Here is a 15024-nt window from a genome sequence, read left to right on the forward strand (position 1 = left end):
GAGGGTTGGGTGAGGCTTAAAACTAATTTGCCTTAATGAAAAGATTTTTTGTTTTATTCTGCCTGATCCTCTGCAACATCTTCGCTTTTGCTCAACAACCATCAAACGTTGAGATGGCAGATACTATGCGCAGCTCGGGTAAGATCTACGTTGTGATTGGCGTTATCTGCATTGTTTTTATCGGTTTGGCCATTTATCTGTTCGCCATCGACAGAAGATTAAAAAAAATCGAAAAAGGAAATTAGTTCAAAATCTAAACCTATGTTGTTTAAACATAGATTTAAGCGTTCTCTTTAGTGGTGTAGCTGAGACACTAAGAATTTTCTATTTGCAATATTGATAATTTTTGTACCAAATTTGAGCACTTTTTTGAGGAATTAATAATTATGGAACTCCAAATTACAGCAAATAACAAATCGATCGTTACTGAAGAAACTCATTTCTTTGGCGATGTATGCAAGAATTTTGACTACGCCGCGCAATTTACCAAACACGATGCCGGGCTGCTCGACCAGATCAAATCATGTAACAGTGTTTACCGTTTTCGTTTCCCTATCCGTAAGGGAAACGGCTTTGAAGTAATCGACGCATGGCGTGTTGAGCATTCGCAGCACCAGTCGCCAACCAAAGGCGGTATCCGCTACAGCGAAATGGTGAACGAAGATGAAGTAATGGCGCTTGCTGCCCTGATGACCTACAAATGCGCCATTGTAAACGTGCCATTTGGCGGTGCAAAAGGCGGTATCAAAATCAACCCGAAAAACTACACCGTACAGGAGCTGGAAAACATCACCCGTCGCTATACGGTAGAATTAATCAAAAAGAATTTCATCGGCCCAAGCATCGACGTTCCTGCACCTGACTATGGTTCGGGCGAACGCGAGATGAGCTGGATAGCCGATACTTATGCTACTATGAACCCTGGCCAATTGGATTCAATGGGCGCTGTAACCGGTAAACCTATCGCTCTGCATGGTATCGCAGGCAGACGCGAAGCTACTGGTCGTGGTGTTGCATTTGCAGTTCGTGAGTGCGTAAATGTGGCTGAAGATATGAAAAAGATCGGCTTAACACCTGGCATTGCCGGCAAAAGAGTGATCGTACAGGGTTTGGGTAATGTGGGATACCACTCTGCAAAATTCCTGCAGGAATACGGAGCATTGATCGTTGGCTTATGCGAATTTGAAGGTGCTATTTATAATGCCGATGGCCTTGATGTTGAAGCTGTATTTCAGCATCGCAAAACAACCGGCTCTATCTTAGGATATGCAGGCGCAAAACAAGAATTTAAACACTCACTGGAAGGCCTTGAGCAGGATTGCGATATTTTAGTACCTGCGGCTTTGGAAAATCAAATTACCTCAGCTAATGCCGGCAGGATCAAAGCTAAAGTGATTGCCGAAGGTGCAAACGGACCGGTATCACCGGATGCGGAAGCCATTATCTATCAGAATGGCGGCATCATCATACCGGATATGTATTGTAACGCCGGCGGTGTAACTGTATCTTATTTTGAGTGGCTAAAAAACCTTTCGCACGTAGCATTCGGTCGTATGAATCGCCGCTTTGAAGAAACTGCTAATACCAACCTGGTAAACATGGTAGAAGGTATCACAGGTGTGGCTTTAACTCCACTCCAACGTGCTACTATTGTAAAAGGAGCATCTGAATTGGAACTGGTTAACTCAGGTTTGGAAGATACCATGATCCGTTCATACCACGAGATCAGGGAAACTTACGTACATAACGACAAGATCGACACCCTGCGTACTGCGGCATTTGTTGGCGCTATCAACAAGATCGCGGTATCGTACCAGAATTTGGGTGTGTGGCCATAATTTGAAGTCGGAAGAAATTTAACTGATCAAAATACTAAAATCATTCAAGCTCATCTGAGGATGAGCTTTTTTGTTTTAATTAAGTATTACTTTACCTTTTTGACGTCATACATAGTTACAGCCAACTCCTTGCCGTCTTTAGCTGTTTTTATGATTTCAATATTATATGTATGCTTATTGTCAATTATAATATCACTTTTTATGACCATGAAGGTTTGTCCCTTTAAATCTGAGACTAAATAGTGAGTCGCGTCCGACCATTTAGCTTCTACCTTATTGATTTTATAAGTGGTAAAGTTCCGGTCTTTGAATGTGATATGATATTTATAAATAGTAAATACATATGGCTGCTTTACTGTCGTAGTATTTCTAAATTTAAATCCTGAGCCGGTTTTTGTTTTGTCCGATTTCCAGAATCGGTTTGAAGAATATATTTCTAATGGAATTGTTTGAGCTTTGGAAAATTGAATAATTGCCAAAAGAAATAAACATATAAGAATGGGTTTCTTCATTGTGTTAAGGTTTATCCAAAGTTACTGATTTTTCTATTTATCATTTTAATCTTTCCGACCTCTGACTCTCAAATAAGAACGATTCTAAATAAGATTAATGACTTGCAATAATCATTATTCAACAGACGTTTCTTATTTTTGTAGTCCTGAATAATAGAAGCAAAGTCCACTAATGAAGAAAAGTTCGATTATAGGTTTATTGGTCATAGCTATAGCCATCGCCATAATTATTGGTTTTTACGGCAGCTCAAGCACTTACGGGTCATTTGCCGATGCAAAAGCTAACAGCGGCGAACTGCATGTGATCGGTTTCCTGGACAAGCAAAAGGAGCTTTATTACGACGCTGCAAAAGATGCCAATTACTTTTCATTCTATATGAAAGATAAAAAAGGGCAGGAGTGCAAAGTGGTATTCCCTGGCACCAAACCGCAGGACTTTGAGCGTTCTGAACAAATTGTTTTGGTGGGCGAAATGAGGGGCGATGAATTCCACGCGTCACACATCCAGATGAAATGCCCTTCAAAATACACTCAGGACAAGGTTGAAATTACAGAGGCCAGCGCTAAAAAGGCCGACTTATAATCATTTTTAATGGATACTTTTAAAGGCGAACACCTTTTACCCGGTCAGCTGGGTCAGCTTTTTGTTATTCTTTCGTTCGGGGCAGCCCTGTTCTCAACCATCAGCTACTACTTCGCGACTACCAATAAAGACCCGCTTGATAATTCATGGAAGCGCCTTGGCCGTATTGGCTTTTATATCAATACACTTTCGGTTATAGGTATCGGCGTTTGCCTGTTCTATATTATTTATACCCACCTGTTTGAGTATCATTACGCCTGGGAGCACTCGTCAAAGAGCTTACCGGTTTACTATATCATTTCCAGTTATTGGGAAGGCCAGGAGGGAAGCTTTTGGCTATGGGGTTTCTGGCAGGCAGTCTTGGGCAATATCCTGATCTGGAGAGCAAAGTCGTGGGAAAAGCCGGTAATGACTGTTATATCCTTGTCGCAGGTTTTACTGTCATCTATGCTGATTGGTATCGAAATATTTGGTGCGCGGATAGGTAGTTCGCCATTTATTTTGTTGCGCGAAGCGATCGACCTGAAATCATCAGCTCCGATATTCGCCCAGCGCCCCGATCTGTACCAAAACTATCTTAGCTACATTACGGACGGTAATGGTCTTAACCCTTTGCTTCAAAACTACTGGATGGTTATCCACCCGCCGACTTTGTTTTTGGGCTTTGCTTCAATGGTAGTGCCATTTGCTTACGCGATAGCCGGTTTGTGGCAAAAGAGGTATAAGGAATGGGTACAGCCTGCGATTTCCTATTCACTGTTCGCGGTGATGGTATTGGGTACAGGTATTATCATGGGTTCATTCTGGGCCTATGAATCACTGAACTTTGATGGTTTTTGGGCATGGGACCCGGTTGAAAATGCAGCGCTTATTCCCTGGCTCACATTGATTGGCGCGGTTCACGTACTAATCGTTTATAAAAATACAGGACATTCTTATTTTACAGCGACTTTCCTTGTGCTCATCAGCTTCGTGCTGGTGCTGTATGCATCATTCCTTACCCGCAGTGGTATTTTGGGAGATACTTCGGTGCATGCATTTACCGATTTAGGTATGTTCTGGCATTTGGTGGTTGATGTGGCTGTGTTTGCTATAATATCCATCGTGCTATTGGTTATTCGCTGGAAAGAACTGCCGATTACCAAAAAGGAAGAAGAAACTTACTCACGCGAATTCTGGATGTTTGTAGGTTCTATATTTTTAGCGCTGTCATGTCTGCAATTGATTGTAGTTACATCCATCCCGGTGTGGAATTCCATATTCAAAACAAATATTGCACCGCCGAATAACCCGGTTACTCTGTATAACGTCTTCCAGGCAGGGTTTGGGGTAGTGGTAACTTTGCTGATGGGCTTTGCGCAGTTTATGAAGTATAAAAAGACGGAGACTAACCGCTTCTTTATCACTACTGGGGTTTACTTTGTTTGTGCGTTGCTTATTACCGTGCTGATCGTATACGTTACAGGCATCTATCATCTGCGCATCGTATTCTCGCTGATTATGCTCGGCGCTATCTTTAGTGTGCTATCAAATGGAAAAGTATTTGCAGATGCACTCAAAGGCAAGATCAAATTAGCCGGCTCAGCCGTTGCCCATATTGGTTTTGGGTTGATCCTTGTAGGAGCGGTGATCGCTGCCGGAACACGTAAAGTAGTTTCGATCAATGACACAGGCGAACAATACTCAGCCGAGTTCGCCAAACGTAACGATCCGAAAGAGAACATTATGCTGGTAAAAAATAAACCGGTAAAGATGGGCGATTATGTGGTGACTTACCTGGGCGATTCCCTATCGATGCCTAACCATTATTTTAAGGTTGATTATAAGCTGATGGATGCCGATGGCAAGGTGAAAGCAGAATTTTTGCTGAAACCGAACTCCCAATTCAACCCAAAAATGGGATTGGTTTCATCGCCGGATACCAAGCACTACTTGCTAAACGATTTGTATACGCACGTCACCATGGCTCCTCTAAACTCGGGTATGGAAACGGATACTGCAGCACACAGTGAAGCGGATGACGATAAGAATTATGATGCACCGATAGGGCATGAAGTAAGCGTTGGGGATACCATCCGTTACCGTGAGGGTTTTATTGTATTGAAAGGACTGGATAAAACAGCTCACGTAGAAAACATTCCGCTAACCAATAAGGATATCGCTGTTGGCGCCATATTGGAAATAACGACCCATGGCAAAACCTATACTGCCGAGCCGATTTACATGATCAAAAACGGCAGTGTGTTCGATTTCTCGCGCAAGGTAGATGATGCCGGCTTGAAACTGCGTTTCTCAAAGATCGATCCGCAAACGGCCAAAGAAACAATCACGGTTTATCAGCAACCTGAAAACAAACGGCCATATATTGTAATGAAAGCGGTGCGGTTCCCATATATCAATTTCTTCTGGTCGGGTACAGTGATTATGGTGATCGGCTTTTTGATGTCGATTTTCAGAAGGAATAAGGAGTTGAAAACGGTTTAATTGTTTCATTCTTCTCTCTCCGCGGTTTGTGTCCTCACAAATCGTAACTGACGACGAATGTCTGTGAGGACACACACAATAGGAGAGGAGAAGATAAGAAAAACTTACGAAGTTTTTAAAACTTCGTAAGTTTGCACACTATGCGTATTACCATTATCGGTTCCGGAAATGTGGCAACTCATCTGGCAGCAGCTTTTAAAAATGCCGGGCATGCTATTGTGCAGGTGTATAGCCGCGATCTGCAAAATGCTTCGCTGCCGGCTTATCATGTGAAGGCTGAAGCTATCGATAACCTGGCGCAGATCAACCCGGAAACCGATTTGTTTCTGATCGCTATTAAGGATGACGCTATTGAGCAAATTGCTGCCGAACTGACTAAATACGATAAGCTGATCGTACATACCTCAGGAGCAACAAGTCTGCAAATCCTACAAAAGTATACACAGAATGTAGGAGTATTTTATCCCCTACAAACCTTCAGTAAAACTCGTGAGTTGAATTTTAATACGGTACCACTTTGTATTGAGGGTGCTGATGAAAAGATTACGTCGACTCTGAATGAACTGGCTTTTACCATTTCACAAAATGTCTACCGGGTAAATTCGGATCAACGAAAGACTTTGCACCTTGCTGCGGTATTCGCTAATAATTTTCCAAACTATTTATATCATGTTTCGCAACAGCTACTGGCTGAAAAGCAATTACCGTTTGATTTGCTCCGGCCATTGATACTGGAAACAGCAGAGAAGGTACAGGAGCATCTTCCGGCAGATGTGCAAACAGGTCCAGCAGTACGGAATGATGGGGAAACGATGGCTTCGCACCTCGAACAATTGCAGAAAAATCCTGATTTACAGGAGATATATAAGCTGTTAAGTCAGGGTATTATCAAAATGGAGAATCGGGGATAGGGCATACTTAAATTTTCTTACTTTTGCCCTTAAATGAATATCTATAAAGTTAAGATCAGCTTTGAGGAAAAAGGGCACGAACCAGTTGAACTGCCCATTGCCGAAGGTGAGTCAGTATTGGATGTTTGCCTCGAGAACGGTATCGAACTGCAGCACAACTGCGGCGGCGTTTGCGGGTGCAGCACCTGCCATATTTATGTGAACAAAGGAATGGATAACATCCAGGAAATATCAGATAAAGAAGAGGATTTCATCGACCGTGCCGTTAATCCGCGCATCAATTCGCGCCTGGGTTGTCAGTGTGTAGTGCAGGACGGCGATATCGAAGTTACGCTGCCTGATCAATCGAATTTCCTAGGCCATTAATACAAGATTACACCGATTTAATTTTGATTACACAGATACTGTTCTGATAAAAATATGAGCGACAATAAATTTGCCTTACCTATTAACTGGAACGATTATGAAGACATCGCAATAGAGCTTTATGAGAAGTTCGGCGATGATTTTGATGAATCAAAAATATACCGCATACGCTTTACCGAACTGTTGGACTGGGTGCTGAGCCTGCCTAATTTTGTTGGTAAACGTGAAGAATCGAACGAAGGTCACCTGGAGCAGATCCAATCTGCATGGGTGTACGAGTGGAGGGATAACCAGTAGGCAGTTTGCAGTTTTGAGTTTGCAGTTGGCAAACCGGACTAATTAACTGGGAAACCTAAATGTTATCTGAGATTATGGAATTAACTGCAAACTGCTAACTCAAAACTGCCAACTGAATAAGTGGAATCATTTTTACATAAATTAAAAGACATTTCTACGTTCATTTTTGATGTGGACGGCGTGCTAACCGACGGCTCTGTATATGTGATGGAGAATGGTGAACAGTCGCGTCAGTTCAACATAAAAGATGGCTATGCTATTCAGCTGGCGGTTAAGTGCGGCTATAATGTGTGTGCTATTTCCGGGAGCCGGTCGAAGATAGCTATTCATCGCTTAAATAGTTTGGGCGTGAAGGATGTATATATTGGTGCCCATACCAAATCGGAGAATTTCAGATTGTACCTTGAAAGCAAGCACGTATTGCCTGCCAGCGTTTTGTTTATGGGCGACGATATTCCAGACCTTGACGTGATGAAAATGGCCGGATTGGCGGTTTGCCCTGCTGATGCAGCCGAAGAAATAAAAGCCATCAGTGCCTATGTGTCACCTAATCCGGGTGGGAGGGGCGCTGTACGCGATGTAATTGAAAAGGTACTGAAGGTGCAAGGCAAGTGGATGAGCGAAGAGGCTTACAGCTGGTAGTTTGTAGCCTATGGTTGATGGTTCATAGATCATACCCAGAAATCTAATCACAATGAAGGTATTCTGAACTATGAACCATGATCTATGAACTAAATAACCTATGAGAAACTTACCAAAGATCATTCTGGCCTCCAAATCGCCACGTAGACAAGAATTATTGCGGTTAATGGATGTTGACTTTCGCATTGTGCTGAAGGATGTGGACGAATCTTATCCTGAACATCTTTCACCACAGGAAATTGCTGTTTATATAGCTGAGAAGAAAGCTAAGGCTTTTGACGAATCCATCAATGATGAGATCGTTCTGACAGCTGATACTATAGTAAGCATTGACGGGCATATCTTGGGCAAGCCCGAGTCGAAGGAACATGCTAAAGAAATGCTCAGCATGTTATCCGGCAAGGTGCACCAGGTGATCACGGGCGTATGTATTCTATATAAGCATCAATACAATCTCTTTCATGATGTGTCTGAAGTGTTTTTCCGTAAGCTTACCACTGATGAGATCAGCTTTTATGTAGAGAAATATGAGCCATTGGATAAGGCCGGAGCTTATGGGATACAGGAATGGGTTGGCCTCACCGGCATTGAACGGATCAATGGCTCCTATACCAATGTTGTTGGACTGCCTACCGAAAAATTATATCAGCAATTGATCAGACTGGTATAGGAAACTCCGGATTTGTCATTAATTTTATAGGAATTTAAACCCTATTAAAATGGAAGATCCGGAAGTACCCACCGAACATTTACACGAGCATATCCACGAGGCTGCACATGAGAGCCATGATAAATGGTCGATGTATGTAGCGATATCCACAGCTTTTATGGCTGCCTTTGCAGCTGTGAGCAGTTTGATGGCCGGTCATCAATCTAACGAAGCGCTGATCACCCAGATGAGAGCCTCTGATCAATGGTCCTATTACAATGCAAAAGGTATTAAGGCCGAAGTTGCTGATGCAGTTACCAAGATCAATTTCTCCAAAGCAGCTGCCGACAGCGCGCAATCAAACGCCACAAGAAAAGAAAAGCTGAAAAAGGATCAGGAAAAAATTCAGGAAAAGGCACTCGATTTTGAAAAGGAATCAAGAGAGCACCTGGAAAAGGACATGATTCTTGCACGGGCAGTTACCTTTTTTCAGATAGCCATCTCGATATCGGCGATATCACTCTTAGCTAAGAAAAAACCGCTTTGGTATATCAGCTTGTTATTGTTTGCAGCGGGGATATGCCAATTTGTTTTTGGGCTGTTGTGACGTTGTTAATGGTACCAGTGAGTATTAGAATCCGAGGGACTATAAAGCGAAATGACATAAGAGCGTTGTCATGCTGAGCCGGTCGAAGCATTGGCGGGCAAAGGCCTTTACGCACCGCACTTCGACAGGCTCAGTGTGACACCCAGAACAAAAAGTAGATCTTACCTAAACACAAACCCATTATTCCCTCTATTAATATCTGGTAACGCATTATCCGGATCGACAACCACGCGGCTTACTTCCTGGGTAGTTGGTACGGTAAAAGTTATCATCTTATTTTGCAGCCAGGCTTCTACCGGGATTTGCATACGTTGTTTGCTGCCATCTTTCATAGTAGCTTCCACGGTAAACGGCATGGCCATAGCTTCTTTATTCATTACAGAGACTTTTAGGCCTTGCTTTGGATCGTTCTTTACATATTCGGCGCCAACCAGTTCCAGGTCGAGCGGCAGATTGTTGTAGAACCAACCTTTCCAGAACCATGACAGGTCTTCGCCTGCCCCGTTATCCATCGACCGGAAAAAATCATCTGGCTGTGGATGCTTAAAGGCCCATTTGTGAATATAGTTCCTGAAAGCATAATCAAAGCGGTCGTTACCCAGAATCTGTTCACGCAGTAATACCAAGCCTAATGCCGGTTTGAAATATTCAATCGGATGACGATATTTTTCGGGAACAGCATCAGCAGCGGTCATAATCGTTGGTGCTTCCGGATCGAGAATAGTTGGGATGATCTCATCGGCAGGATTACCACCACCCGGGGCGTATTCGCCGTCACGTTTCTTGCCGTATTCGCCGTTGTTGAAAGCATTAGAGGCATAAATATCGATGAATGTATTGAAACCTTCATCCATAAATGCATAACGACGCTCGTTGGAGCCGACAATCATAGGAAACCAGTTGTGACCAATCTCATGTGCCGTTACCCAATATAGCTCTTTGCTTTTATCGGTAATACCATCAAAAACAATTCCGGGATATTCCATGCCCCCAGCTGTTCCGGCTTCATTTACAGCAACCGGATATGGGTAGACGAACCATTTTTCAGAAAAGTATTCGATCGATTTTTTTAAATATTCAGTTGCCCGGCCCCATGCATCATTTCCTGCACTTTCAACCGGATAAACAGACATCGCCAGCGATTTTTTACCACCCGGCAGATTAACCTTTGCCGCGTCCCAAACATATGCTCTTGACGCACCAAAAGCCACATCGCGGGTATTATTCATCCTGAAGTGCCAGGTAAGTGTTCCGTTATGCACTGGACGGGTTGATAGATTATTTACCTCATTCGCATCGCGGATCATGATGGTTTTATCGCTGTTGCGGGCAGCAGCTAAACGACTGATTTGGGTAGAAGTAAGCACCTGTGTTGGGTTCAATAATTCACCCGATCCCGCTACGATCATATCCCATGGAACAGTTACTTCATAATCTATATCGCCATACTCTAAATAAAACTCACCTGCACCCATAAATGGTAAGGTATCCCATCCTTCGCTGTCATCATAAACGCACATGCGCGGGAACCATTGGGCAATCTCGTAAATCTTGCCGTTTTTGGTTTGGTTATAATCCGTTCTGCCGCCAAATACTGCTGGGATGGTGTATTGATATTTGATGTATAGTTTAATGTGCGTGCCATTTCCCGTCAAAGCTTTAGGCAAACGGATCTGCATGCGGGTATCCGAAATGATAAAATTGCCCTTTTGACTTTGCTTGCCATTAGCAATGTATACCGACTCAATATTATAGCCATCTGTATGATCAGTTACCGCAGGTGTAGTGCTGGTTTGGTAATTTGACCGGGCAGTTTTCTTGTAAGTATTCTGATCGAGCTGAAGCCATAGAAATTGTAAAGCATCGGGGCTATTGTTTACATAATCGATTTCCTCGGTTCCACTCAATACTTTGGTGTTAGTATCAATATTAGCTTTCAGCTTGTAGTTTGCGCGATTTAGCCAGTACTTCGGTCCCGGCTCGCCGTTAGCACTGTGCCTTTCGTTGCCTCTTTCTGGATAAAATGCCGGCGAAAACAGGTCGGCAGGATTATAGTTAGATATGAGGGTATCGACAGTTGCGGCGTGGTGCCTTCTTTGTGCCAGAACAGAAACGGAGATCAATAAGAAAAGGCAAAGGGGCGTAAACTTTAATTTCATAAGCAGAGTTCAGCAATAAGGTTGCAATATACAAAGGAAGCCAGTCACGAATAAAAAATGTGCCTTATATTTTCATTAGATTTTATGGAATTCTGGCATGGGATGCATCATGTTATAAAAATGTATCATGATCCTTATCAAAAGTATTGCAATTGAGAAACCATGCGCCCAATCCTGGCAGCAAATGACACAGCAAAATAATGGACGTTATTGCGGGCAATGTAGTAAAACGGTAGTTGATTTTACAAAGATGACGGATGCGGAAATTATACACTACATGTCAAGTAGAAATCATATTTGCGGTAGATTTGATACGCAGCAACTCGATAAATTAAATCAAAGTTTAAGATACAACCGGAAAAGCTTTTTGAATTGGAAAGGCTGGAGCGTGGCCGCTATGATATTAGGATTTTCTCAATACGTAAATGCGGATATCAGGCCGACTATCAAAATTGAACAATCCCCGTATCAAAATAAACATGAACCGGTTATCGACTCCTCCATAATAGTAAAGGGCAGAATAATCGCACAGGAAGATGGGCAGCCCGTACCTGGGACAACGATTAAGATAAGGGGAACAAATGAAGGAACGGTAACAAATATAAATGGTGAATTTAAGATTGAAGTACGCTCGACCTCTGATACCTTGGTTGCAAGTTTTATCGGCTATAAAAGCGAAGAAGTCAGCATTAACCAGTTGACTACGTCGAATAATACTATAGTCTTTAAATCAATAACGAATTCCCAAATCATCAACCCGGTTGGTGTTATATTCGTTAGAAGACCTTTTTATGCCCGGGCATGGTATAAATTAAAATACGCGATTCGTTCCATATTTCATTAAACCCTTTTTAGTATCTTTCAGGAAAAAACCTTGCATTTTCCTGTTAATATTCCTTTAGGTAAATCCTCAATCCCCGTTCATTTCATCTGTGAAACATTAGCTTATTTTATAGGATACCGATACTATGTTTATTTGAGAAGGAATTATGATGATCCTATTAGTTCCGAAAACCGTTTGCTGATTTTTATTGGAGCTGCTGCCGGAGCTTTTATCGGATCGCACCTGGTAGGCATTTTTGAGAATCCGGATATGTTGCCGCACATGAGTCTTATTTACGTTATGGGGAATAAAACCATTGTGGGAGGATTTTTGGGAGGACTTATCGGGGTAGAACTGACTAAAAAGAAAATAGGAGTAACCGTTTCATCAGGTGACCTGATGGTTTACCCGCTTATCGTTGCGATGATCATAGGCCGAATCGGTTGCTTTTTGGCCGGGTTGGAGGATGGCACCTACGGCGTTGCATCAAATTTGCCCTGGGCTATTGATTTTGGTGATGGGATACACCGACATCCAACTAATTTATATGAGATATTATTCTGGATCATATTGCTGATCATATTGCAAACTTTTGAGCGTAGACGCGTACTTACCGATGGCTCCAGGTTTAAACTGTTCATGGTCAGCTACCTGGTATTTCGCTTGCTGGTTGAGTTTATCAAACCAGATTACTTTTTTAGTTTTGGATTGTCGGTAATTCAATTGGTTTGTATCGCCGGACTTTTGTATTATTATAAAGTATTTGCTTATCCATCAAAACTTGTAGACCCTAAGCCATATGCCTGAACGCCCGTATATTTATTATGATTTCACCATCAGCATTTGCTCAACCTGTTTAAAACGGGTCGACGCTAAGATCGTGTTCGAGGATGGCAATGTTTATATGCTTAAAAATTGCCGCGATCACGGCTTTGAAAAGGTGCTTATTGCCACCGATATCGAATATTATAAAAACTGCCGAAACTACGCTAAGCGCAGCGAAATGCCGCTGAAATTTAATAAGCCTACACACTATGGTTGCCCTTACGATTGCGGTCTTTGCCAGGATCACGAGCAGCATTCGTGCCTTACTGTAGTAGAAGTAACCGACAGATGTAACCTTAGCTGTCCAACATGCTACGCGATGTCATCGCCTACTTACGGCAGGCATCGTACGCTTGAAGAAATAGAGCAGATGCTGGACGTAATAGTTGCCAATGAAGGGAAACCAGATGTTGTGCAAATAAGTGGCGGCGAACCAACCGTGCATCCACAATTTTTTGAAATACTGGATATAGCCAAAACGAAGCCGATAAGGCACCTGATGCTGAATACAAACGGTATCAGGATTGCAAAAGACGAAGCATTTGCAGAGCGCCTGGCAAGCTATATGCCCGATTTTGAAATTTATCTGCAATTCGATTCATTTAAAAAAGAAGCACTTGAACAACTGCGCGGCGAGGACTTACGCGATGTGCGGAGAAAAGCAATTGAGCATTTAAACAAGTATAATTTGTCAACCACATTAGTGGTAACCCTTCAAAAGGGGTTGAACACTGATGAGATTGGCGAAATAATTGAATATGCACTGAAGCAACGTTGTGTGCGCGGCGTGACATTTCAACCGACACAACAAGCCGGCAGATTAGAGAACTTTGATAGCAAGACAGATAGATACACACTAACTGAAGTTCGATCGGCAATTTTAGAGCAAACGGATATCTTCAACAAAAATGATCTGATCCCGGTACCTTGTAATCCGGATGCACTGGTAATGGGGTATGCTTTAAAATTGGGTGACCAGGTATTCCCCTTGACAAGGATGATCAACCCGGATGACCTGCTGGATAATTCAAGAAACACAATTGTTTATGAGCAGGACGAAAAATTAAAAATGCACCTGCTGAATATGTTTAGCACAGGCAATTCTGTCGACAAGGCGGGGGAACATTTGAAATCCATCATGTGTTGTTTGCCGGAGATTGACGCCCCTAATTTGAGCTATGACAATTTATTCAGAATCATCATTATGCAATTCATAGACGCACATAATTTTGACGTACGCGCCATAAAAAAATCCTGTGTGCATATTGTGAATAAAGATATGAGCATCATCCCATTTGAGACCATGAACCTGTTTTACCGGGATGATAAGATCAACTATCTGAAAAAACTACAAAAAGAAACAGCAGTTTAGAATGGAAGAAATTAACCAGGAACCAACGCCTCAAAACAGGTGGAAAGTAGTCGGTATCAATATTGGCATTCTTGCTGTCTATACCATAGGCTGTAGGCTTGTTGACGGCGGCATCGTTATCGACGCGTTCCTCATTGCAATTCACTTTTTTGTCGGTGTCATAATGTCAATCGCCGTCAGGCGATGGGAATGGCTTTTAAGCGCTTTCCTGGTGTTGGTTATAGGTTTTTCTACCTGCGTGAATTTTTTGGATATGTCTAATATGCATTGAATGGAGAGAGATAATAAATCGTCCGGACTTAATATTCACATTGTAGCCATTAATCTCATAATATTGCTTGCTTATACTGGCTTCCTCAAATTTTATGACGCTAACGAGTTTAACTTTATAATTGATGCGCTTCTGATTTTTTTTCAATTCATGGGGTGCATTCTAAGCGTAGGAATATTTGGGAAGTTCAGAAAGGAATTTATCTTGAGTTCTGTTTTGGTGTTGTTGATTGGTTTTTCAACGTGCTATTTATCAATACGCTAGGCCATCATTTCCGCCAGCACCCCTTCTTTCAAAGAATAGGTACAAAGAGCTACTTTATTAAGATTTAGCTTCTGCATGATGTAACGTGTGATTAGCGACGCCACAACGATCATATCCACCCGCACCGGTATAATGCTTTTATTGGCCTCGCGCTCGGCATGATTAGAGCGGATCATTTGATCGGTTATCCTGGTTAAATCATCGTTTTCAAAATAATAGGTTTTGGTCTTTTTCAAATCAAAAGAATTGTCGATCAATGCAGCAAAAGTTTCAAATGCACCCGATGAACCGATCAGGTTGCTAACAGGTATTTGCTCAACCGCTTTAAACAGATCGGGTAAGCAATTTTCAAGGTACAGGTTCAATGCTTCTATAGATGCCGGCGGGATAGGGTCGGTATGATGAAAACACTCCATCAGCC

General features: G+C 42.4%; 17 protein-coding genes. 14 read left to right on the plus strand and 3 right to left on the minus strand.

Going from position 1 to position 15024, the window contains the following annotated elements:
* The first annotated feature begins 35 nt into the window (after window positions 1-35).
* A complete protein-coding gene (locus tag VIM89_RS18495; protein ID WP_488157662.1) occupies window positions 36-245 on the plus strand; it encodes a CcmD family protein in 210 nt (69 codons plus the stop codon).
* 141 nt (window positions 246-386) lie between these two features.
* A complete protein-coding gene (locus VIM89_RS18500; RefSeq protein ID WP_488157663.1) occupies window positions 387-1838 on the plus strand; it encodes a Glu/Leu/Phe/Val family dehydrogenase in 1452 nt (483 codons plus the stop codon).
* An 86-nt stretch (window positions 1839-1924) separates the two neighbouring features.
* On the opposite strand, the gene VIM89_RS18505 is transcribed toward VIM89_RS18500, so the two are convergent.
* Entirely contained in the window at window positions 1925-2350 is a 426-nt protein-coding gene (locus VIM89_RS18505) for a hypothetical protein (protein ID WP_488157664.1), read from the minus strand.
* Between the two features lie 172 nt (window positions 2351-2522).
* Between VIM89_RS18505 and VIM89_RS18510 the strand changes: the two genes are divergently transcribed.
* The 8 genes from VIM89_RS18510 (at window position 2523) to VIM89_RS18545 (ending at window position 8889) form a co-directional block, all read left to right on the plus strand.
* Entirely contained in the window at window positions 2523-2933 is a 411-nt protein-coding gene (locus VIM89_RS18510) for a cytochrome c maturation protein CcmE domain-containing protein (RefSeq protein ID WP_488157665.1), read from the plus strand.
* Window positions 2934-2942: 9 nt separating this feature from the next.
* Entirely contained in the window at window positions 2943-5417 is a 2475-nt protein-coding gene (gene ccsA, locus VIM89_RS18515) for a cytochrome c biogenesis protein CcsA (protein WP_488157666.1), read from the plus strand.
* 131 nt (window positions 5418-5548) lie between these two features.
* On the plus strand, window positions 5549-6328 hold the full coding sequence (locus tag VIM89_RS18520; RefSeq protein ID WP_488157667.1) for a Rossmann-like and DUF2520 domain-containing protein: 780 nt from the start codon (window positions 5549-5551) through the stop codon (window positions 6326-6328).
* Window positions 6329-6361: 33 nt separating this feature from the next.
* On the plus strand, window positions 6362-6694 hold the full coding sequence (locus tag VIM89_RS18525) for a 2Fe-2S iron-sulfur cluster-binding protein (protein WP_488157668.1): 333 nt from the start codon (window positions 6362-6364) through the stop codon (window positions 6692-6694).
* A gap of 54 nt (window positions 6695-6748) precedes the next feature.
* On the plus strand, window positions 6749-6991 hold the full coding sequence (iscX, locus tag VIM89_RS18530; protein WP_302900726.1) for a Fe-S cluster assembly protein IscX: 243 nt from the start codon (window positions 6749-6751) through the stop codon (window positions 6989-6991).
* A gap of 120 nt (window positions 6992-7111) precedes the next feature.
* Window positions 7112-7633, plus strand: coding sequence for a KdsC family phosphatase (locus VIM89_RS18535; RefSeq protein ID WP_488157669.1), 522 nt, complete (start codon window positions 7112-7114; stop codon window positions 7631-7633).
* Between the two features lie 100 nt (window positions 7634-7733).
* A complete protein-coding gene (locus tag VIM89_RS18540; RefSeq protein ID WP_488157670.1) occupies window positions 7734-8303 on the plus strand; it encodes a Maf family nucleotide pyrophosphatase in 570 nt (189 codons plus the stop codon).
* A 49-nt stretch (window positions 8304-8352) separates the two neighbouring features.
* Window positions 8353-8889, plus strand: a complete 537-nt coding sequence (locus VIM89_RS18545; protein WP_488157671.1) for a DUF4337 domain-containing protein — start codon at window positions 8353-8355, stop codon at window positions 8887-8889.
* Window positions 8890-9050: 161 nt separating this feature from the next.
* On the opposite strand, the gene VIM89_RS18550 is transcribed toward VIM89_RS18545, so the two are convergent.
* Entirely contained in the window at window positions 9051-11048 is a 1998-nt protein-coding gene (locus VIM89_RS18550; RefSeq protein WP_488157672.1) for a M1 family metallopeptidase, read from the minus strand.
* A gap of 127 nt (window positions 11049-11175) precedes the next feature.
* Here VIM89_RS18550 and VIM89_RS18555 point away from each other — a divergent pair, with 127 nt between their 5' ends.
* The 4 genes from VIM89_RS18555 to VIM89_RS18570 are packed head-to-tail and all read left to right on the plus strand — an operon-like array spanning window position 11176 to window position 14339.
* Window positions 11176-11892 (plus strand): carboxypeptidase-like regulatory domain-containing protein, encoded by a 717-nt coding sequence (locus VIM89_RS18555; RefSeq protein WP_488157673.1) that lies wholly within the window; start codon window positions 11176-11178, stop codon window positions 11890-11892.
* Window positions 11893-11922: 30 nt separating this feature from the next.
* Window positions 11923-12678 carry a prolipoprotein diacylglyceryl transferase gene (locus VIM89_RS18560; RefSeq protein WP_488157674.1) on the plus strand — a complete coding sequence of 252 codons (756 nt, stop codon included), beginning with the start codon at window positions 11923-11925 and terminating at the stop codon, window positions 12676-12678.
* Window positions 12671-14068, plus strand: coding sequence for a radical SAM protein (locus VIM89_RS18565; protein ID WP_488157675.1), 1398 nt, complete (start codon window positions 12671-12673; stop codon window positions 14066-14068). Before VIM89_RS18560 ends, VIM89_RS18565 begins: the two co-directional genes overlap by 8 nt.
* A gap of 1 nt (window position 14069) precedes the next feature.
* Complete coding sequence (locus tag VIM89_RS18570) at window positions 14070-14339, plus strand: hypothetical protein (RefSeq protein WP_488157676.1); 270 nt, start codon at window positions 14070-14072, stop codon at window positions 14337-14339.
* Between the two features lie 260 nt (window positions 14340-14599).
* Here VIM89_RS18570 and VIM89_RS18575 read toward each other — a convergent pair.
* Window positions 14600-15024: Ppx/GppA phosphatase family protein (locus VIM89_RS18575; protein WP_488157677.1), on the minus strand; the 425-nt coding region annotated here is incomplete at its 5' end.

The organism is Mucilaginibacter sp., assembly GCF_036568825.1.
In the GTDB taxonomy this organism is placed as follows: domain Bacteria; phylum Bacteroidota; class Bacteroidia; order Sphingobacteriales; family Sphingobacteriaceae; genus Mucilaginibacter.

Bases quoted from the DNA above. Each gene is read 5' to 3' on its own strand.
- VIM89_RS18500 (WP_488157663.1), top strand. From the start codon at position 387: ATGGAACTCCAAATTACAGCAAATAACAAATCGATCGTTACTGAAGAA.
- ccsA (WP_488157666.1), top strand. From the start codon at position 2,943: ATGGATACTTTTAAAGGCGAACACCTTTTACCCGGTCAGCTGGGTCAG.
- VIM89_RS18545 (WP_488157671.1), top strand. From the start codon at position 8,353: ATGGAAGATCCGGAAGTACCCACCGAACATTTACACGAGCATATCCAC.
- VIM89_RS18505 (WP_488157664.1), bottom strand. From the start codon at position 2,350: ATGAAGAAACCCATTCTTATATGTTTATTTCTTTTGGCAATTATTCAA.
- VIM89_RS18555 (WP_488157673.1), top strand. From the start codon at position 11,176: ATGATCCTTATCAAAAGTATTGCAATTGAGAAACCATGCGCCCAATCC.
- VIM89_RS18550 (WP_488157672.1), bottom strand. From the start codon at position 11,048: ATGAAATTAAAGTTTACGCCCCTTTGCCTTTTCTTATTGATCTCCGTT.
- VIM89_RS18540 (WP_488157670.1), top strand. From the start codon at position 7,734: ATGAGAAACTTACCAAAGATCATTCTGGCCTCCAAATCGCCACGTAGA.
- VIM89_RS18525 (WP_488157668.1), top strand. From the start codon at position 6,362: ATGAATATCTATAAAGTTAAGATCAGCTTTGAGGAAAAAGGGCACGAA.
- VIM89_RS18510 (WP_488157665.1), top strand. From the start codon at position 2,523: ATGAAGAAAAGTTCGATTATAGGTTTATTGGTCATAGCTATAGCCATC.
- VIM89_RS18570 (WP_488157676.1), top strand. From the start codon at position 14,070: ATGGAAGAAATTAACCAGGAACCAACGCCTCAAAACAGGTGGAAAGTA.
- VIM89_RS18495 (WP_488157662.1), top strand. From the start codon at position 36: ATGAAAAGATTTTTTGTTTTATTCTGCCTGATCCTCTGCAACATCTTC.
- iscX (WP_302900726.1), top strand. From the start codon at position 6,749: ATGAGCGACAATAAATTTGCCTTACCTATTAACTGGAACGATTATGAA.
- VIM89_RS18565 (WP_488157675.1), top strand. From the start codon at position 12,671: ATGCCTGAACGCCCGTATATTTATTATGATTTCACCATCAGCATTTGC.